Source organism: Maridesulfovibrio frigidus DSM 17176, assembly GCF_000711735.1.
GTDB lineage: Bacteria > Desulfobacterota > Desulfovibrionia > Desulfovibrionales > Desulfovibrionaceae > Maridesulfovibrio > Maridesulfovibrio frigidus.
In genome coordinates this window covers 231,831-251,719 of record NZ_JONL01000003.1, presented here as the reverse complement: position 1 = coordinate 251,719, position 19,889 = coordinate 231,831, and the positions used below count along the sequence as shown (strand labels likewise).

General features: G+C 42.5%; 16 protein-coding genes. 3 read left to right on the top strand and 13 right to left on the bottom strand.

All coding sequences use genetic code 11. The features are described 5' to 3' along the window. Nucleotides 1–2: 2 nt before the first annotated feature. The 4 genes from BR06_RS19680 to BR06_RS0108445 form a co-directional block, all read right to left on the bottom strand. Complete coding sequence (locus BR06_RS19680) at nucleotides 3–470, bottom strand: NfeD family protein (RefSeq protein ID WP_156952687.1); 468 nt, start codon at nucleotides 468–470, stop codon at nucleotides 3–5. Between the two features lie 253 nt (nucleotides 471–723). Further along, entirely contained in the window at nucleotides 724–3,045 is a 2,322-nt protein-coding gene (locus BR06_RS0108455) for a HEAT repeat domain-containing protein (protein ID WP_031482034.1), read from the bottom strand. Nucleotides 3,046–3,131: 86 nt separating this feature from the next. Next, a complete protein-coding gene (locus BR06_RS0108450) occupies nucleotides 3,132–4,871 on the bottom strand; it encodes an arylsulfatase (RefSeq protein ID WP_084154071.1) in 1,740 nt (579 codons plus the stop codon). A gap of 51 nt (nucleotides 4,872–4,922) precedes the next feature. Then, nucleotides 4,923–5,744 (bottom strand): acid phosphatase, encoded by an 822-nt coding sequence (locus BR06_RS0108445; RefSeq protein ID WP_156952686.1) that lies wholly within the window; start codon nucleotides 5,742–5,744, stop codon nucleotides 4,923–4,925. Nucleotides 5,745–6,044: 300 nt separating this feature from the next. Here BR06_RS0108445 and BR06_RS0108440 point away from each other — a divergent pair, with 300 nt between their 5' ends. Both BR06_RS0108440 and BR06_RS0108435 read left to right on the top strand, forming a co-directional pair. After that, nucleotides 6,045–6,440: a DUF4345 domain-containing protein gene (locus tag BR06_RS0108440; RefSeq protein ID WP_031482031.1), complete on the top strand. Its 396-nt coding sequence runs from the start codon at nucleotides 6,045–6,047 to the stop codon at nucleotides 6,438–6,440. Between the two features lie 47 nt (nucleotides 6,441–6,487). Then, nucleotides 6,488–7,150, top strand: coding sequence for an NAD(P)H-binding protein (locus BR06_RS0108435; RefSeq protein WP_031482030.1), 663 nt, complete (start codon nucleotides 6,488–6,490; stop codon nucleotides 7,148–7,150). Nucleotides 7,151–7,612: 462 nt separating this feature from the next. Here the strand turns inward: BR06_RS0108435 and BR06_RS0108430 are convergent, their stop codons facing one another. Next, nucleotides 7,613–10,105, bottom strand: a complete 2,493-nt coding sequence (locus tag BR06_RS0108430) for a DEAD/DEAH box helicase family protein (RefSeq protein WP_031482029.1) — start codon at nucleotides 10,103–10,105, stop codon at nucleotides 7,613–7,615. Between the two features lie 116 nt (nucleotides 10,106–10,221). On the opposite strand from BR06_RS0108430, the gene BR06_RS0108425 reads away from it, so the two are divergent. After that, a complete protein-coding gene (locus BR06_RS0108425; protein ID WP_031482028.1) occupies nucleotides 10,222–10,545 on the top strand; it encodes a BrnT family toxin in 324 nt (107 codons plus the stop codon). A gap of 76 nt (nucleotides 10,546–10,621) precedes the next feature. Here the strand turns inward: BR06_RS0108425 and BR06_RS0108420 are convergent, their stop codons facing one another. The 8 genes from BR06_RS0108420 to BR06_RS0108380 form a co-directional block, all read right to left on the bottom strand. Further along, nucleotides 10,622–11,389 (bottom strand): SEC-C domain-containing protein, encoded by a 768-nt coding sequence (locus tag BR06_RS0108420; RefSeq protein ID WP_031482027.1) that lies wholly within the window; start codon nucleotides 11,387–11,389, stop codon nucleotides 10,622–10,624. An 8-nt stretch (nucleotides 11,390–11,397) separates the two neighbouring features. Beyond that, on the bottom strand, nucleotides 11,398–12,627 hold the full coding sequence (locus BR06_RS0108415; RefSeq protein WP_051676969.1) for a nucleotidyltransferase domain-containing protein: 1,230 nt from the start codon (nucleotides 12,625–12,627) through the stop codon (nucleotides 11,398–11,400). Continuing rightward, nucleotides 12,611–13,594, bottom strand: coding sequence for a CBASS cGAMP-activated phospholipase (locus BR06_RS0108410; RefSeq protein WP_084154067.1), 984 nt, complete (start codon nucleotides 13,592–13,594; stop codon nucleotides 12,611–12,613). Before BR06_RS0108410 ends, BR06_RS0108415 begins: the two co-directional genes overlap by 17 nt. 165 nt (nucleotides 13,595–13,759) lie before the next feature. Further along, nucleotides 13,760–16,258: a MobF family relaxase gene (gene mobF / locus BR06_RS0108405; protein ID WP_031482024.1), complete on the bottom strand. Its 2,499-nt coding sequence runs from the start codon at nucleotides 16,256–16,258 to the stop codon at nucleotides 13,760–13,762. After that, nucleotides 16,258–18,150: a type IV secretion system DNA-binding domain-containing protein gene (locus tag BR06_RS0108400; RefSeq protein WP_031482023.1), complete on the bottom strand. Its 1,893-nt coding sequence runs from the start codon at nucleotides 18,148–18,150 to the stop codon at nucleotides 16,258–16,260. The genes mobF and BR06_RS0108400 overlap by 1 nt, the downstream gene beginning before the upstream one ends. After that, nucleotides 18,143–18,409 carry an HK97 gp10 family phage protein gene (locus BR06_RS0108395; protein ID WP_031482022.1) on the bottom strand — a complete coding sequence of 89 codons (267 nt, stop codon included), beginning with the start codon at nucleotides 18,407–18,409 and terminating at the stop codon, nucleotides 18,143–18,145. Before BR06_RS0108395 ends, BR06_RS0108400 begins: the two co-directional genes overlap by 8 nt. Nucleotides 18,410–18,769: 360 nt before the next feature. Beyond that, a complete protein-coding gene (locus BR06_RS0108385; RefSeq protein ID WP_031482021.1) occupies nucleotides 18,770–18,973 on the bottom strand; it encodes a helix-turn-helix transcriptional regulator in 204 nt (67 codons plus the stop codon). Nucleotides 18,974–19,142: 169 nt separating this feature from the next. After that, complete coding sequence (locus BR06_RS0108380; protein WP_031482020.1) at nucleotides 19,143–19,883, bottom strand: hypothetical protein; 741 nt, start codon at nucleotides 19,881–19,883, stop codon at nucleotides 19,143–19,145. Nucleotides 19,884–19,889 lie beyond the last annotated feature (6 nt).

Below are 19,889 nucleotides of genomic sequence, written 5' to 3'. Positions count from 1 at the left end.
AACTATGCATTAATAGATTTGGTAACCAGAAAAGCAGTTTTGCGTTTATCTACCCACGATATTATTTTAACAGGTTCCCCTGCTGAAATCGATTGTCCAGAATCAGCGACAGCCTTCCAAAACGAACCACGGTATCTGATCTGCCCATATCCATTTTCAGGAAAATCTTTGCTGGCTTCTGCAAGCGCTCCATCAGGAGAATCTTCAAGATCACCACTGACTTTAGCAGAAGTCTGCCCTTGAAACCAGTTCATAAACACCTTGCGGAGAACAACAAGAGAAAAGACTGAGGCAACACAAAACACGGCAATCTGCACAGAGACTATTTCACTGACAAAAGCAGCTACAACAGCCGCAGCAAAACATCCCAAACTGAAAAATATTATAACCATTCCAGGAACAGCAAGTTCCAACATGGCTAAAAAAATTCCGCCTACCAGCCACATTAACCATAATGGATAATTTCCCAAGACGTCCTCCTTCTGAATATATACCAACAATAATAATTATTAGACCAATATAGTCTCTCTTCGCAAGAGAATATAATAATAACAGCTACCTAAATTTGGGGATAAAACATTTAGTAAACACGAAAACAACAAAACCTTTAACCACAAAACGTCCCTATCAGCACTCCCCTGTTTAATCAGGTAGTACACAAATAAATATGAAACTAGCAGGAGGCGAACATTCATTTCACAAAACTACCTGCTTTGAACACCGTTATTGACTATCCAGTGCATGTTTTAATCTCGATCGATCAATAGGCTTAATCTGATGAGAATCTAGCGCGGTTTGAATTAGCGACCTTGCTACTGCTTTGTCCTCCTTAGAAGAGGACAGATCTAGTAAATATAAATACGAGTCGATAAACTTTGGCCACTGCCGGATGGCCGCAGCTAGTGTCGTCCGAGCTTCTACAGTCTGACCTACCCGGTTTTGGCTGTATGCCAAGTTAAAAGCATATCCTGAGCTTGGTGTCGCATCATAAGATTGTTGCGCAAATTTCAGTGCCTCCACCGGATTTCGCTCTCCGATAAGAAGGGACATATTATAGGCTGCCTTAGAAAGACCCGGATTAGCTTTGAGACTTGCTCGCAAATATTTTTCGGCATCTTTCCTGTTGTCCAATTCAACTTCTAGAAGTCCTAGATTGAATAGGATCGCAGGGTTCTCAGGAGCCAATTCCTTTGCTTGAAGCAGTAGATCTCTAGCACCAAAAGCATCTCCCCCGTTTGCATGAGCCATGGCATCATTGACCAGCGGTGGCACAGCTGTGGGAGCTAGGGCGTGAGCTTTGCTGAATGATTTACTAGCCAGCGCAAATTCACGCCGATGCAAGTGATAATTTCCTAGGTTGTAATGAGAAGTCCAAAGGTCGGGTCGTGCCGTCAGCGACGCGAGAAATTCTTGCGTAGCTCGCTCTAGGTTATCCTTATGCTGTCCTTTGGTTATGGTCATAGGAATCCCCGAAATAGCGGCCGCGGCACGAATGCGGACTACCCGGAACGAGTCGCCCGTAGCTTGAACAAGGGCTTGAACAGCCTCATGTGACGGAGGCGGCCCGAGCGCCTCAGCCGCGGCCGAACGAACCAGAGGTGAAGCATCGCTTAGAGCACTGAGCAGCGCTGGCCATTTTTCAGGTAAGGAACAACTGCGAAGAATACGTATAAGAGATGCTGCGAAGACCGGATCGTGATTTTTGGCCGTAATATAGTCAGTAATTTCCTTGAGGTTCGACCAATCACTTTTACGGGCGGCTTCCACTAATCCGGCTCGGTACAAGATCGGCGCTTGGTAGTCGCGTTTACGCCACTTACGGACAATCTTATCTGCCCAAGCTGCATCTTTATCTATGTGACAACCATTGCATGCATTGGGAGAACCAAAAGCCACGGTCGCAGCGGGTGTCGGCGGAAGCATGGAATGATCTGATCGGTTCATGCGTGCAAAAGTGGTCTTGTTCATATGGCAGGAAATACAAGTCGGGGACCCTTTTCCCCCAGTGTGCATAGTGTGCTTTTCAGGTTGGTCAACTTTGTTGTCGTGGCAAGGATAGCAAGCTGTGTTTGGATCATTTTTTTGTCTGAACCTACCGCTCGAGGTGTGGCAATGAAGACAACCCAATTCCCCGGACTTTACGCAGGGACTCAAACTCCAAGTGGTGTGAGTATAGTTTTCTCCAAGATCTCGTCCATCTGGGTAAAAATCAGGGTCTTCCAATGTTACAAGATCGAAATGATCATAAAATTTGTCTCCCGGCATGAAGGCACCGGTCAGAGCAATCATCTGAGCATGACAAGGGGCGCATGCATCGGAGTTTTGCTGCACGGTGAACTTCCCCTTGCCCCCGAGAAGTTTTAAATCTTTGGGAGTTGTTCCTTCAGCGGCTTCGCGGCACACTCGATTGTGCTCTGATGAAGGCCCATGGCATGTCTCACAATTGATTCCCGGCTCTTTCCAAGTGGTCATGTAGGTATCATTTTCGGGATCAAAGTTGTTCCGTAATTGGCTGACGTGGCAACCATGGCAACTTGTGTTGAACGTGTATACAGGGTCGGTCCATGAAACCCCAGAATCTCTGGTATGCCTAATCCCGCTCCCAGCCATATCGAACCACTCATTTTTCTTCACATCATAAGCCAGAGGTAGAGTCTGTAGCCTGCCCTTTTCCATTGGCGTGAGGAAATAATACACATATTTGCCACCCAGCACATGTTCGATGGGATATTTCTTAACCTCATCACCGGTCTTTTCTATGATATGCCCTGTCTCTTTGCTAGTGAAAGCCTGATAGCTCTTCCCTTCAATGCTTAAGGGGGCAAGCTGTGAAGAGAGCTTATCGGCGAAAGCCGCAGTGTATGGCTGCATGGCTCTACCATGGCGGGATGGCGCCCAAAGTTTGTAGAATCTTTCATGGCAGTCTATACAACTTTCAGAACCGGCATAAGTGCTGGCGGTTGCGAGATTTGGTGCAACAAACAGGCTAGAAATGATGAGTGGCAATATGAGGAGGAAATATTTCGCAAATGCTGCGTGTCGCATGGTAAACCTTTGTTACAGAAATACGTTAGAAAGAAAATGTGCGCCCGGTCCTTAAGGATGGGCGCACATAATGCTTGAATTTGCGTTTAATTGCTAGGTGGTGTCAGTGCCTTCATGATCTGATCGACGGTGAAGCTAGCTGCCTTCATACGCGGTGGGTACTCCTGAAATGTTTCCAAGAAGTCCCCGACCACATTCTGAGCCGGAATCAGTAGGAAGGCGTGATCCAAATACCAATCCCAATATGTATTGGAGGTAATTGATGCCTGCTCATAAGGGTCAGTCCGAAGATTAAATAGCGCTGGAATACGCGTATGCACATACGGTTCGCTCCACACTTTCAAGGTACCGGGAGCCCTTTGCTGAGCAAAGACGATCTTCCAATTGTCGTAGCGCAGACCTGTAAGGTCTCCATCGTCGGAGAAATAAAAGAATTCCTGACGTGGGGACTTATCTGTCTGCCCTGTTAGGTAAGGAAGTAAGTTATATCCGTCGAGATGGACTTTGAAATCCTTTCCGACAGCCTTATAACCAGTAAGCAGATCTTCTTTGACGTTGGGGACACCTGCTGCGGCAAGAAGTGTAGGCATCCAGTCAAGGTGAGATATGATTTCATTTGAAACTAATCCCGGCTTGATATGCCCAGGCCAGCGAACCATTGCCGGAACGCGGTATGCTCCTTCCCAGTTGGAATTCTTCTCGTTACGAAATGGCGAGGAAGCGGCATCGGGCCAAGTATTTTTATGCGGACCGTTATCAGTGCTATAAAATACTATAGTGTTGTCTGCTATGCCAGCTTCATCAATGGCATCAAGCACGGTTCCGACATTCTGGTCATGCAACATCATTGCATCATGATATACCGACTGCCAACGGCCCGCCTTTCCTACGTCCTTTTCTGGCACATGTGTCCTGAAGTGCATGTGGGTGAAATTTACCCAGACGAAGAAAGGATTGCCAGTCTTGGCCAGCCTCCGAATATAATCTGCGCTGCGCTTAGCGATATCATCATCAATCGTTTCCATGCGCTTGGCTGTCAGCGGACCAGTGTCCTCGATATCCTGACCATCTGCGATAGCATATGGAAGGCCATTTTCCTCAACTTTCTTGCCATTGGCGGTAGCGTATGAATGGATTACACCACGTGGACCATAATTCTTTTTGAAATCGGGAAAATCTTGAGGATTAGGATAATCTGGAAGTTCCGGCTCCTCTTCGGCGTTTAAATGGTAAAGGTTGCCGTAGAATTCATCAAAACCATGGGCGGAAGGCAAATGCTCATCCTTATCGCCAAGATGGTTCTTACCAAACTGGGCCGTTGAGTAACCCTGCTCCTTGAGAAGTTCGGCGATAGTCGGGTCTTTTTCGTTCATGCCGAGCTTAGCACCAGGCATTCCTACTTTGCTGAGGCCAGTTCGGTAAACAGACTGGCCGGTAATGAATGCCGAGCGTCCTGCAGTACAGCTCTGCTCTGCATAGTAATCCGTAAAAATCATTCCTTCACTGGCAACACTGTCGATGTTCGGAGTCTGATACCCCAGCATGCCGCGAGAGTAAGCACTGACATTGGACTGACCGATGTCGTCACCCCAAATAATTACAATATTAGGCTTACCTGTGGATGGCACGACAGTTTTACTTGCTTGTGCTGGGGCTTTTTCCGTGGTTTCAGTTTTCACATTTGAGGTGCTTACCGAAGCCGTGGATTTTTCTGTTGTTTTCTCTTTTTCAGCAGTTTTCTCTTTTTCTGCCGCATCTGAGCCGCAGCCAATGAGCAGCGTTGCCACCAGCAATGTGCATAGCGGGATAATCATCCATCGTTTCATGGCGAGATCTCCTCAATAATTTGTTAGCCATAAGGCTGTGTTATACGATATTTATTGCAAAGAAAGTGACTGTTTAAATGCATCTTTCTCTTTTTGACAATTATCTGGAAAGGCCATCCCAGTATCCTTCACTTTGGCGACTTCTACCCTAGCAGATTCTATAGCCGCCATGAATTCAGCGTTGCTATTTAACCTAGCCACGGCTGCAGCTCCTACCATTCGCCCGGCCAGCACATCGCTGTACCAATGCACATTACAGATAATACGGCTCTCTCCGAACTCCCTACCGCGCTTCAGAATGGCATCCGTTCTTTCTGGAGCAACCTGCGTTAAAATGAGAGCCATTGCCCAACCTACCGCAGTATGACCTGAAGGATATGATCCATCACCCGAAAGGTGCTCCTCTTCTTCAGGAGTACAAGTCGGCTGATCATTGACCATAAATGGTCGTTGACGCTGGTAGTAGTCTTTGCCTGCATAGCTGGATAATCCAGCATCGGCCAAAGAGCGGCGCATGAGCATGTACAAGTGAGGCGTAAGTTCTTCTGTGATCGGAATACCTAAAGCACAAGAGAATGTTTCGGCCAACGCAGGAAACATTAAATCCGCATCCTTACGTGCCAGTTCAAAACGGGCTGTGCCTTGGAATTTAAGTGCTTCATTACTGATGGCTTGATCCATAGCAAAACCTGCAGACCCAACATCCGGAGGAGGCGGCAATAGAGCTAGTGAATCTGGATATTCATCCTTAGACAGGTAACCTTGCAAAATACCTGAGCGAATCTCAGGAACATTGTTTGGCGGGTTCTTTTTAATGCAACCGCCCCCAATCAAAATCACCAGAAAAACAGGGAAGACTATTGATTTGATCATTTTCATAAGAATTACTCCTATTATTATTTTAGATATATATGCCATTAACGTCGATAATGACAATATAAAAATGAATAAGGGCATAAATAATCATACCCACACATAAACGGGATATACCTGATGCGACTTTTCCAACTATAAAATAAATTAGGTGATTTGGGAGTAATGGACTGCGGAGTTTAAAATAGCTTGAAGAAGAGAAGACGGACATGTTAACTACTATCGATAATTAAAGCCGCGAAGACTTGGATACCCATGTATATTGATCGATGAAAGGCAAAACATAAGGAGTTCGGACACATGCTACTTAAAAAAGGTTTATTAGTTTTTGCGTTCGTAACGGTAATCACTATAGCTTTGCTATACGGAGTCTCTCCTCATTGGTTTTTTTCAACTTTTTTAATGGATTCTCAAGCTCCAAACATTGATCAATCTCATATTCTTAGAGCCGTAATGATGCTCTATATCGCTCTAGGGCTGTTTTGGTTGTATTGCGCTTTTAATTCCAAGTTTCTTGATGTTGGAATAATTGTTCTTACACTTTTCTGCGGTGGATTAGTTGCTGGTAGAATTTTGAGTGTAATTATTGACGGATTACCTTCGCCAATTTTGATTATCTATATTGTCATGGAATTCAGCATGATACCTGTGTGTATCTGGATATTAAGACGAGAAAAGACGGACTCACTCGATTAAATTGGTTCGCAAGCAAACTATTGACCGTTTAATCCAGGGATCGAGCTATGAGTAAACAGGCTATAATATTTGGAGCGACAGGTGCGGTTGGCCGCCAGTTGCTTGATCTCTGTCTCAATGGCGATATTTACCAAAAGGTCACCGTGATTGCTAGGCGACCGACCTCTTTGTCTCATGCTAAGCTGAACTGGATTGTAGCTGAGATGAATGTCCTGGAAGATTTGCCACCCAATTCAGGGTTGGGTGATGGGGACGCATTTTGCTGTCTTGGCACGACCATCAAAGCGGCAGGAAGTAAGAAAGCATTTCGTCTAGTGGATTACGACTATGTGATAAACAGTGTGCGATTCGCAAAAAAATGCGGAATAAAGACCTTCAGCATGATCAGCGTTGTTGGGGCTGACGCAAAATCGAATAGTTTTTACAATCGTACAAAAGCTGAAGTTGAAGTTGCAGTTATTGCAGAAAAGATTCCTTCTCTACGTATATTCCGCCCTTCACTCCTCAAAGGAAAACGTGACGATTTTCGCCCAATGGAAGTAATAGGTAATATCGCATCGCTGCTTTTGACGCCTCTGTTCTTCTTTGGGTTTCGTAAGTATCAGCCTGTAGAGATAGAAAAACTGGCCCGTGCGCTTTATAAGACGGCAAATGAAGGAAATGTTGACACTGTGCGGATATATGAAAGTAGCGAACTTCAGTCATACTAATCCAATAAATTTAGAGGGACGATAAACGTCTTCCACACACCCATTCAAAGCCTTCCTGCTCAGTTCTCAGGCTCATCTTAATGACATTGAGACCAAGCAGTTAGTGGAAGTCAGAATTAACTAGACATTGAAAATGATAAGAGACCCAACGAAGGGTGATATGAGATGCCATGACAGTCTCCACAATTGCGACAGCAATGGTACAAAGTGTCCCAAAATCTGACGCGAAGAGATCTTACGGATCTTAGAAACAGAAAAAGCCCTGCAATTGCAGGGCTTTTGAAATATGGCGGAGAGGGAGGGATTCGAATAGAAATATTTTATCTCATCATTTTAGATATTTGAATATAAATTTTACTTTTTTATACCATTCTTTATACCAGGAGTTATTTCCTACCCATTTTTCGAAATCTTCTTTGACGCCTTTCTGCCTCAATCTGCGGATTTATAAACAAATGACAGCTATCCGGTATTCCTAACCCTGAAAGCACGAGTATAATGACTAACAATCTCACTTCCACGCAACTTATAAGCAATAAGTTTAGCCCTAATTGCTTCTGGAGAAGCAAGTTCATTGCTCACTGAGATTGCCTTAATAAAATCACGAACTGAAGTTTTAAAATTATCCAAATCTTCTACTGTCATGATTCGTGTATTCGGTTTGGGAGTTGCTGCAAATTCAAACTCAAAAGAGTTGTGAACCATAATCGGAGTATAGCTACAAGTATTGTCATACTGGTTTTCAAACCATTCACCGGAACCATTCAACTGGTTACAATATGTCTTAGTTATAGTCTCTACAACTGCACAGCTCTTACATTCGATCACGCAATATTGTGATCCACCAAGACTCCACAGATTGTCTGGACCTTTTTTATATTCTTGCTCAGGACGCTGACTTCTAAACCCAATGTACTTAGCGATATTATTTAGGGCTTCTTCAAATCTGTTCGCTGTACCTTCTTTAAATTTCAAGTCACTCAAAACACCATCAACCTCTATGATTAATTTATTAGGATCACCCTGCTGTCGTAAGATAAAATTACTACATTGAGTCGCTTGATCATAAACATCTCCTTGTATTTTATGATATTGAATACCAGCAATAGGTTTATGAACACGCCTATTATCACTTGCTGCAGAAAGTTGTACTTTTTGAGCTTCAACTTTATCATACATGTTGCAATATTGAGCAAGGCGTTGTTTCAAATATCCTTTAACATCCTGATTATCCACTACATCAATCAGGGCATTAATTATTCCTACAGCTCTAGGATAATCATTATTCGAAGCTAAATCATATGCTTCCCTCAGCTTTATACAAATTTGATCAAGATTATTTTCTTCCGAATAAATCAGACTTGCAAGCACACTTTTGCTAGCCTTTATCCAATCAGGATTTCTAGAGAGGCAATGATTCAAAGTAGGCGAGATTGCTGCTATCGTGGTCCCTTTTATCTGCTCAGACAATTGCTCAGATAAATTCAATTGAGCCTTGGTTCCGGGTGACAGTTTATCTTGAGCTCCAAACGAATATAAATGTTTTGTAAGATTTTTACCCATCAAAAACACCACACAAAAATCATCATTAGACCTGATCCCCCTTCCCATGCCCTGTTCAATCTTTTGCAAGACCTGATTCAATTGCCGATCTGTTCCCATTAAAAGGACTTGATTTATTTTATCTATAGCTCTTCGGACCTCTGGGAGGCCGTCTATAACAAGAAGCCGACAGGCATTTTGGGGTAAATCTATGCCGTCATAGCGATTTATAAGAATTGTAAGCCCAACAAGACCATTTTTTAATCTTTCTACCCCCTCATAAAGATTGGTAGTAGTCAAAGTTAGATCTGCAACATCTGCCCAATAATTAGCACGAAAAGCAGATGGGACAATAACCACAACATTAAAATTCTTAGAACAAGCCTTACAATAAGATTTGATATTTTCGTCTGTAGTTTCAGTATTGATAACTTGCGGAAGTATAATCATCCGGTCACCAATATCACCTGCAGAGTCCGGTACTATGGCCTTTGAGAGCTCGTGCTCATTTACACCGAAATGACTGGAAAGAATAGAATCATCAACCAAAGTTGCAGTCATAAAGACTTTTCGTTCAGCATTAACAACGCTTGGAATCATGTGAATGGGTATAGCATGTGGCGAGATCTCAACTTCTTTAGAACTTACGACACAGTCACATAACAAAATATCTTCTTTGATCAGAGGCCACACGAATTTTAATTCATTTGAATATTTATGCTTAACAAATAATCTTGCTATATCAGTGATTTTGTCCTGCCAAGTCCAATATGGGACCAGCATTGAACTAGATTGATCCCCTTCCTGGATCTCTATAGCTTTAGTTTCACATTCAGCTACCAGAGAATCCATAAATAAAGCCATTAACTCTGAATAAAGCTCGCACCCAGATGGTATCTTGATAGTAAATTGATCTTCAACTGTCTCTAAACACGCATGAGCATCATCTATGACTAAACTTGATACTTTTAGTTTTGCCCCTTCATCTCCAACACCAAAAACAGATTTTCCGTTCACTAATTTATATATATTGGCGACAAGGATAGCTTTCCCGGACTGAAATCGAGGGCTATTGACATCTTCAGTTACTTCTATTCCTAATTCAGCGGCAGCGTCCTTTACTTGTTTTACTAAATATTTATCAGGACATATATAAACAGCTGGAGCCTTTCCTTCATTCAAGCAACTTTTTAACAAAACGAGACCGACGACCGTTTTTCCACTCCCCGTATTCATTTTCATCACGAGGTTTGATTCATGCCGTCTTTCGAACCATTTTGACCAAACTTGCGATTGAACGTCACGGGGATATTGGAATTTACTTGCTTTACCTGGCAGCACATTAAACAAGTCTCTAGGAGCTAGAACCGTGTCAGCTGTTGACCCTGTACCAAGTTTTGAAAAATCGATCATTTTTTGTCCTTTTGTGAAACAATGATTAATGATAAAACCAGCATGGAAAATGTAATTTTTAGACTAACTACCATGCCATTATCCCTTATTCAAGACTACAACAGACGGAGATCACTTTGATTATAAAGAGCGGAACGACAATCGAATTTGATGAAAACAAATGTGATATAAACCATGAGAAACACAATTTCTGTCTTGGTTGTATGGGTGATGTTGTTGAAAGCATGCTATATGGCAAAATAGCTACTGTTATTAGCGATGAATTTATGGAAAAAGGAGAACCTAGATTCCAAGTAATGGCCGAATACCAAGGAGTCGTTATTTTTGCTGCATGTACATTTCGCAATGACGGGGACACAATACGCGTGATATCTCTTCGTGAAGCAAGCGACTCAGAAGAGGAAGAATTCTATAATGAGTTAGAAGAGACTTTTGGCTAGGACTAACAAAAGTCTCTCATCAGAACTATACCGCCTTCAAACGCTCAACAAACACTTAAATTAAGGCTTTACCTTCCTAAGTCCCGGTCTCTTTCAGCATCATCAACAACTCTAAAGGGAATTCATAACCATTCTTAACTTGTTTTTCCGCAAGCTTTGACACTAGGTTACTTTTCAAAATATTCGGAACAACTAGATTTTTACCTTCTCGAAAGACACACTCTACATACTCAAAAAAAAAATAAGAATGTGGTTTAAGAGTCATCAACTCTAATAACTTGGCACCATGACATTTCCTCAAAAGGCGACCGCTGCCACAGGGACATTGGTGATGACCACGATAATTGTTTTCGGCAATTACTTTCAAAAGAACTAAAGCAGTTACTTCATCTTCAACCTCGAAAAAATCGCAATAAAACTCAGTGGTACCTTTTGCACCGTGAGACAATTCGCCAAAAGGCATTTTGCCATACTTTGCGAAGAAAGAGTGTTGGAATAGAAATGGTATAACAAGATCTTCAATGAAATGTTTCAAAGTCGGCCTTTTAACAAATCTACGCTTTACCTCAATCTCTGCTGCCAAACAAAGAGTACCGTCAGGGTTAATATGAAAATCCTTTGAAATTCTCCCACCAACTTCTCTCACCACAGGAAGGTGATCGGGATACTCTAAAGGTATATGTATTTCTATCTGGTAGCGATCCTTGATGGAGACTCCCCCAACTGTTGACGAAAATCCTATATCGCCCACGACTTGGAAAAGTTCCCCTGCATCTTGCTTCAAAGACAGTCTTTTATGGACAGCTACAAGCTCGTCAAACTGTACTTTAATTAATTTACTCAAACGACCACCTATCCATCGTACCAAGGCTTTGCAGGATCATTGATATCGACATTCGGATAATCATCATCAACAGCATTACCTGCCATTATGATTGGCGCACCAATAGACGCTACTCTGGCAGAAGCGGCCTTAACAGCTCGTTCACCTAAATAAGGACTCACAGCCTCAGAAATCTCACTAATTGAATGTTCTCCAAGGATATCCGTCAAATCCTGACGGACCCATTTCACCCATTGGAAAAAATATTTGGCCTTTTCATCACCATTCTCATGCCAACGATCTGCAAAGTTCTCATCGGGATCAACGGGATTAGGGATCACCCATTTGCCATCATCTGTTTTAATAACAAGCTCTCTCTCAGCCTGCATGCTCTCAAGGGCAAAACCATGATCAATGAGGCTTGCATGAGCATCAAGTTGCTGAACAATATTGGTAAGGGCTTCAAAAGTAGTTGCCTCATTTCCATACAACATTGCAGCAAGAGTAGTTATTATCATTGAGATTGGCTTTGCAGACTCATAAGGCTGTCCTGAAAACCGTTGATCACGGTGACGCTTCAAAATCTGAATTGATCTTTGTAGAGGGGTTTTGACCAATTGATCTGGAACCTCATCAATATTCGCATAGAGACCTTCGTACCCTTCAAGGATAAAATCTTTCTGAAGTTTCTCAACTGCAGCATATGCAACCTGATTCTTTTCTTCAAACCATTCAGCATAGCCTTTTGGGTTACTAGAAGCCCACTCATAAGTATTATCTTCATTCCTATGGGTAATCGCAACAGCGTCGCTGCCTACATTTTTGGGGACTGCCATTAGTACATCTAAGTGAAAGCCTACACCATCTTTTTCTTCTGCATACTCCAAAGTCCAGCATCTCCGGCTTTCAGGTTTAAGAAGTCGTTCATAAGTTTTATGATCTTTCAGGCGCTTACCGACCTGTTGTCTAACTTCTTTAGCAGTAGTGGTATTTACGTCCTTCTTCAGTTCAAAAACCAAATCAATGTCATAATCAGCTTCAGCCCCATCCTTAAAAGGACGAACAACTGTCCCCATTCTAAAAGATCCTTGAGGATAAACATCTGGGCCATCATAACAATTACCGTATTCACCATCGCCCAACCATTCGCCAACTGAAGAGTAACTATCTACAGCCTGTTTATACTTACTTGGCGGGATATCCAATTCTCTAGCAATCTCATCAAGTAGAAGTGTATACTTTTCACCTAACTGATCCATCTATGACCTCCTTAGTATAGCTGTGCAACGGTACAAACTTTGGTGCAGTATGTTTTAAAAATTTTGCCTCAAAACTAGGTCCAATATGGCGACTAAAATGCGCCGCTTTACCAAGCAATCCCTCAGTTGACACTTTATCAAGAGCAAAATGTCCATTTGGGACCTGGGGGTCAAGACGAACAACGTTATTCTTTCCAAGCAAAAGACATGCGTGGGTAAAAGCTCCAAGGCTCTGCCCCCTAAGGACGACTTCAATGGCCTCAGATCTCCACTGCCATCTGCCCCCCTTATCTAGATTTTCAGGCCTTCCTTTTACCTCGTCTGTTGTCCCAATATTAAAAACACGTATCGCTTCAAGTGGAACATCAAGCTTATTTTTCGCTTCGGCAATACCAACCATAGTCGGGTTATTTGCCCACACTCCTCCATCGATCAAACGCATATCGTCCACACCTGTAAATGCAGGGAAATAGGTTGGTGCAGCACTGGTAGCCATCGCCACCTTCCACATCTCAACTTTCCAGTCCCTTCTCAACCCTTTGTGATGGGGGGTCTTGAAAAGATAAACATCGTCTTCACTTATGTTATAAGCTGGAATGACTAATGCTCTTTCACTCTCTCCCAAAATGACATCTCCAAAATTCTTCTTCAGGCACACTTCGAGGGAGGTGCTACCATATTTACAAGAAACCAGATGACGAGGAGTATCAAGATAACTATCAGGAAAAATATTAGGACCTTCATGAATATAAAACTCAACGAGTTCTTTGGGAGATAGCCCCTTACCAAGTCCAAGAGCTATAATCCCACCAGTGGAGGTCCCCGCGATTAGATCGAAATGATCTTGAATACGTATACAAAAATCACTTTCAAGTTGGGCGAGAATAGCAGCGGAAAAAAGTCCTTTTATGCCTCCGCCGTCTAGAGCAAGAATTTGAAATCGATCGTTTTTAAAATCAGTTGTCATGTTTAAACCACCTAAGCTTTATTATTCAAGTGACATGATAATCATCAAAATAAGTATGTCCATAGACCTTTTTAGTTTTTTTATAACTTCTCACGATCAAAATAGAGACTCACGCCACACATCAATAATTTCACAAATTAGTGCTAACAATATTTCTTGAAAAAATTAGCGTGAAAGAGTAAACTCATAATTCTGTGATAATTGCTTTGAAAGTTTATCTGTTTCTACTTGCTTTTCAATGGAGTAATCCAACGTTGTATCTTTTCCCTGAGAACGATCCATCTTCTTAGAAGTCTCTTCCAACACCTTTGCAAGACCTCCTTTAGAAAAGGATACTTCAGGATCATCTTTTGAAAAGTACCAGTTAACCTCATGACGTTGGCGCGTTGCCTGTACGTATGCCATTTCTTGGGAAACCATAGGGCCACCACCCAGGACATAAGACCTATCGACGGTAACACCCTGACTTTTGTGGGTGGTGACGGCATACCCATATTGAATATGCCCGTACTCTCTATCTGAAAACTTAACAGACTTGCCATCATCTGTGCGGGCATGAACATAAGTGCCACCTTCTGCCTTTGCTACAAACTCAACTTGAGCAAGAGTCCCGTTTTTGACTCCTAATTCTTTGCTATTTTTCAAAAAAACGATTCGATCTTTTTCTGCTAGTTTAATATCCTGTCCTTGTGATTCACTATGGAAATTTGCTGAAACGGGACCGAGCTTTCCTTCGTCCTGTAAATGCTGACGCGCCCAATCATTTATCGAATTCACCTCCCAATTGGTTGAAGCAAGCATGATTGAATCTCCGGGCTTATCTTGGTTGTATAGCTGGCTCCAATCCTTAACCATTAAGTTAATAGCTTGTTTGCGGTCATCTGCGATCGAAAGACACTCATTATTACCGTACATTTCCAAAGCTTCCAGACTTTTTCCTTCACGGATCTTCAATGCAGCTTCTTGCTGCCAAACTTCTTTGAGACGGAAAACGTCCGTTATTTCTAGCTGATTATTATCACGCTCCCAAAGTGCGGCAAAAGAACCGCCCCCATTCACTGGTTGGAGCTGTTTAGAATCGCCAATAAGAACCACTTTTGAACCAGCTTGTTCAGCCCTTGTTAATAGATCTTCCATCTGCACAGAGCCGACCATACCTGCTTCATCCAAAACCAAGATGAACTTTTCACCAAGGACGGTACGCCTCTCTTCTAACTCATATAGAAATGAATGCAGGGTTTGTGATTCAATACCGGAACCTTCTTCAAGGCCCTGCGCAGCTTTCCCAACTAAAGCGCAGCCTTTGACACAGTATCCACTTTCTTCCCAGACTTCTCTAGCAGCACCTAACAAATAGCTTTTCCCTGTTCCTGCATGCCCCTGTAGTAGTTCTATAGAATTTTCGCCTTGGGTTATTCTCTTGAAAGCATCTTCCTGCTCAGGAGTAAGAGAACGACTAACGAGAGCCTTTTTCACGGCCTGTTCCGACACCCTATGAGAGTCCTCACCTTTCCTTTTTTCAAAAGACTCAACCATACGCTTTTCAAGCTCAACTCGTTTACGAGTCGAGTAGCGAATAGTTCCGGTCTTTTCATTCCTAAGCGATACAATTTCAGAACTTTCCAGACACTCGCTAACACGCTTGCGCACACTATCCGCGTTAAGATGGCCTTGCCCATCAATAGCAACGTTTTTCCAAATATCAGCTCCAGAAAATGTACTTTTCTTCTCGGTCAAATTTTCGAAAAGAATCTCGATACTTTTGGTATTTTCTAATTCTTTACTTGGTTCAGCTCTATTCAGCACGTCCGAAAGATCAAAACCCAATTCACGCGAAACTTCTTTCCACTCCTTAAAAAGGACTGCGCGGCTTTGCATCTCCTTAACTTGACGGGTATCCAGAGCTGCAATTTCAGAGGCTCTGGCTCCAGTCAATCCTTTGGTTGCAAGAGATTTTTCAATCTCCTCTCTACGGGTAGAGAAATAGTCAATTATATCTTTTCCAACCCCTGCTATCTCAAAAGAGTCTCCGTTTCTCTGCACCTGAAATCCAAGCTTTTGGAGCCCCGCCGCCAACTCGCAACGATATAAAGCCCCCAAGGCAATCTTATGCTGATACTGAAGAGTAGACTCCATCCCTCCCCAAGTGCCATCTTCACGATTTACAAGATTAGCCACCACACAATGAGTATGTAACTGCGGATCTTGCGCACGACTGGTTGAGTGTTCGAATTTTGCCGCCACAATGCCAATCGGGTTTTCTTTAATGTGACCGCCTTTACCGCGTCGGGTAAGGGTAAGCTCCTCGATTCGTTCAAGAGCTTTATCAACTGCACGACTCTGCGCCTGCTGAATCATTTGCCGCATTTTCAGGTCAGAATTGGCCCAGACAACAGAAATACTCTTAGGAGCCGAAAAAGTGAAATCCTGCCCTGGTTGTCGCTTTTCACCAGCATTCTGGACCAACTTTTTCCCATCAGGGGATATCCCCCGAAGAACAGCCTTTAGATGATCATTATCGACTTGCCCGGACAGCTGTAAGATATCTGCACTCTTACCAAACCACTGCCCAGGGGGTTCTCCCCCCTGGGTGTAGTAGTCTTCTTTAGCTAAAGAAGTATAGTAATCGTAGCTTCCAATGCTCATACGGCAGATTGAAAGCATTATTTCCTGCCCTCCTGATCATCGTCTGAAAAGCCAGTCAATTCAGCCAATTCATCAAGAACAGACATAGTTTTTACCTTCCCCTTTTTCCCTTCATTAGGACCTGCATTTTCCTGCTGACTAGCCCCTTCAGAATCTCGATTGCTTACACACCTTATTGCCTCCTCTAACTTTGCGGATTCCTTCCTAGCCACAACGGCAGGACGTATTTTACTATGCTTTTCGAAAGGCCAGATCAGACGGCAAACAACATCTGTGTTGGTATGCAAAATCGCCCGTAATCCTTTATTATTCCATGGACCTAGTTCCTTGCTAGACGAAATAATTTGAGACGGAACAACGGGCTCATCCTTTTCCTGATAGCTATAATTTTTAGTAAACTGCTGTGCGTTACCTCCTCCTGCAGGAGTATCGGAAAACGATGTTGAGACAGTTAATTTTTCTATTTTACGATTGCCTATCAGCTCCGAGAGCCATCTGGGAGAATCTTTCCCTTGTGTCCGACACAAAATAGTTGTGCCAATCATCGAAAGCCACGAATCTGCAACATTGTCAGAATAAATCTCCTTAACTTGTGAAATGCTTTGAACTCCGAGAATAACACAGCAGCCCTTCGACCTCCCAATTTCAAGAAACTCAGATAATTCAACCATCTCGCCGAGCTGCGGAACTTCATCTAGAATGAGCCAAATCCTTCTATCCCTAGAATTTGATAATTCAGGAGAATTAATAATTGAGGCGAGTGTTTGTATAATACTATGCAAATATGCCTTAGTCGTTTCGGAGTACCTACTATTGCTCTGCAATATTATTGTGTTGTCTTTTCCTGCACGTATATTCCCTGTCAACCAGCGTCTGAATGAAACTTTATCCCTACCTTTCCAAGCTTCTGCCAAAGCCGCGACAGGAGCCATACAAGCCATAACTTGAACCAAAAAACTAAGGGTTGTTTTTGACCCGGGATCAGCCACAAGCATAGAAGCCAAAGGATTATGCACATCGACGACTTGCTTAATCCTATTACTGTCGGATGATTTTAGATCGTTGATAATATCTAAAAAATCCCATTTTTTACTTTTTTCCTGTTGGGCTTTAACTATAAATGCCACTAGAATCATCTGGGCACCTTGAGCCCACATAGGCTCATTACCGTTCTCATGAATCAATCGGGCTGCGAGTGTTTCTGCGTCCTGCTTATTTACAATATCTGCTCCAACAGCCCACCCGATACAACGATCATCCCAAGGCGCCATGATTACCCCAGGCAGCAGGCCCGTAAACTCCCCTTTATTATCAAATATTATAATTATATCTCCGCGTTCTTGAATCTGCTTAACCATTGGAATTATTATCGTAGTTTTACCACCTCCTGTTGAGCCTATTATAAGAAAGTGCCGAGTCTCGCGATCGCGAGAAATAGAGACCGAGGGGTGAATGTTTAGCCCTTTGCCAGAAAACTTGATTTCGCCCTTCAAGGCTTTCACGACTGCTTTCTCAGCTTTTCTAGAACCTTCATAAAACCCATAAAACCGCGAACCTAAAATGTGTCTAATTTTTGCTGGTGGACGGCTAGCAAACTCAGCTAACCATAGAGCAATAATACCTGAAAAAATAACTACACCGTAAAAGACATAAGCAACATGAGGCCACAAACCAGCTCGCCACCAAGTCATTGCGGCCTCATATGACCATGAAGTTCCTACAAATTTATGGGCTCCTGCTCCACAAAAAAGCATAAAAAATGATTTTGACGACAAACCATATGGTTGAAAAAAACCAGCCAGACAAATAATCATCACAGGTAACACAACAGATAATACGACAAACACAATGATAAAATAGTCTAATTCTCGCTGAGGGATTAATTCTCCCGAGGCTTCCTTGTTAGCCATTATACTCACCTGCCTTTTTTTTCATCTGCTGTTGCTGAGAACTGAACTCGGCGACAAGATTTTTGCGAAAATCGCAAATTCTTTCCGCAGTTCTGGATTCGCTGTCCAAAACCATTTTTTTGATTTCATCTTCTGAATTGTCTGCCGCCTTCTTTGCCGCATCACGTATAAGGTCGGTAATTGTCGTTCCGAGCTTCTCTGCCTGTTGTATAAGTTTTCTGTGTTCATGGTCTGACAACCGAATAGATATAGTCTTCATCTTTACGCCCTTCTAAAATAGGATTAAATGAACTGTTTTTGAGGTATGATAAAATGCAGTTCATTATGTTTTTCACTGCTTTTCACTGAATCCACACTAATAAATAGCGCTTATAGCTTGCGATGAGTTCAATTGCTTTCTCTAGCTGATTTCTGCTGATTTCACATGGTATACCGCTAAAAATAAGACTCCCGCGGTTTCCAATAATTTGCAGAAGCATCATCAGGGTGCGTCAGGTGTGGAAAAACAAATCCTCTTTATTATGAGGCAGGGTGGATTGGTTTTTATAGGCTCTGGAGAAAAATAGAGAAGAGAAAGCAACCTTCCTCTTCTCTATTTTTGGGATTAGATTGAAATGAGTCATGAGTCGCTCTCGCTTTTGGAGAGAGACTCAAGAAGCTTCCGGATATCCTCAACACGCCATGCGACAGTTTTTGAAGTTAGCGCAATTGAAGATGGATACTTTCCGGACTTAACACCCCGTAACCAATGACTTTCACTGACTGGAAAGACACATAAAATCTGTTTCAGACGGACAAAACCTTCTTTCGGAAGACCTGCCATATTCTTCTCCTTTTTCTGTGACACCACTGGTGTGTCGTGACTGTGTAAAGGAGAGCATATGGCTAGCAGAAAATTATTGATAACATTTCAATTCGCTTTATTTTTACATAATTAAAATGCTTGCAGCCGATATAAACTAATATATCGGCTGCTTATGGGTATTTTTTTGTTATTTTAATTGATATTTATTGATAACAAGAGTCCCTAGAGTAGACTCTGCATATGGATCATCAGTTAAGCCAAGAGGCACTTTCGTATAGTCAAGCAGCATTTTTGCAAAAGTTAGAAACGGACCTTTAAACCTCCCGTTACGCTCTGCCCCACGACCATCTCCCCCCGCCAAAAAATAACATTGATGAAGAGATATCAAACAACGTCTTATTTGAAAGTTTTCACGACGCCCACGCTTAGCAGGAGTACTCAATTCCTGTTGGATCCTGTCTACACATAACCCCAAATAATCAGCAACACACTTCCCTTCAAGCTTAATTGGCCCTCGCTCATTCTCTTTAATTATTAAGCGTGGCGATCCAGGCAACTCATCATCGATAAAGCACCCAACTTTAGGTATCACACATTCATAAAGAAATTGCTTTACCTGATCATATTCACCAGCATCTAAAACCCCTGGGGTATCTAATTCGAGAAAAGGCCGGATCAATTTACAGGCCTTTTCTACCTTCTTAAGCTGTTTGATCTGCTCAACTCTAGGAGGCCGATTCCCGAAACTCCTTACCTGAGAAATGTATTCAGCTAGTGCTCCTTTGATATGAAAACATATATTTTCGTTAATATCTAAATTGTTTTTTTTCCCTATTCCATCAAAATCAATCTCAGGGAGTTCTTCTACATTAGGAATGGCCCAAAACATGCCTTTGGGGAGAAAAGGCGGTATAAAATTTTCACTCATAGCAAC

Bases quoted from the DNA above. Each gene is read 5' to 3' on its own strand.
- BR06_RS0108455 (WP_031482034.1), bottom strand. From the start codon at position 3,045: ATGCGACACGCAGCATTTGCGAAATATTTCCTCCTCATATTGCCACTC.
- BR06_RS0108440 (WP_031482031.1), top strand. From the start codon at position 6,045: ATGCTACTTAAAAAAGGTTTATTAGTTTTTGCGTTCGTAACGGTAATC.
- BR06_RS0108445 (WP_156952686.1), bottom strand. From the start codon at position 5,744: ATGATCAAATCAATAGTCTTCCCTGTTTTTCTGGTGATTTTGATTGGG.
- BR06_RS0108430 (WP_031482029.1), bottom strand. From the start codon at position 10,105: ATGATCGATTTTTCAAAACTTGGTACAGGGTCAACAGCTGACACGGTT.
- BR06_RS0108415 (WP_051676969.1), bottom strand. From the start codon at position 12,627: ATGGATCAGTTAGGTGAAAAGTATACACTTCTACTTGATGAGATTGCT.
- BR06_RS0108410 (WP_084154067.1), bottom strand. From the start codon at position 13,594: ATGACAACTGATTTTAAAAACGATCGATTTCAAATTCTTGCTCTAGAC.
- BR06_RS0108395 (WP_031482022.1), bottom strand. From the start codon at position 18,409: ATGAAGACTATATCTATTCGGTTGTCAGACCATGAACACAGAAAACTT.
- BR06_RS0108400 (WP_031482023.1), bottom strand. From the start codon at position 18,150: ATGGCTAACAAGGAAGCCTCGGGAGAATTAATCCCTCAGCGAGAATTA.
- BR06_RS0108380 (WP_031482020.1), bottom strand. From the start codon at position 19,883: ATGAGTGAAAATTTTATACCGCCTTTTCTCCCCAAAGGCATGTTTTGG.
- BR06_RS0108450 (WP_084154071.1), bottom strand. From the start codon at position 4,871: ATGAAACGATGGATGATTATCCCGCTATGCACATTGCTGGTGGCAACG.
- BR06_RS0108435 (WP_031482030.1), top strand. From the start codon at position 6,488: ATGAGTAAACAGGCTATAATATTTGGAGCGACAGGTGCGGTTGGCCGC.
- BR06_RS0108385 (WP_031482021.1), bottom strand. From the start codon at position 18,973: ATGGCAGGTCTTCCGAAAGAAGGTTTTGTCCGTCTGAAACAGATTTTA.
- mobF (WP_031482024.1), bottom strand. From the start codon at position 16,258: ATGCTTTCAATCTGCCGTATGAGCATTGGAAGCTACGATTACTATACT.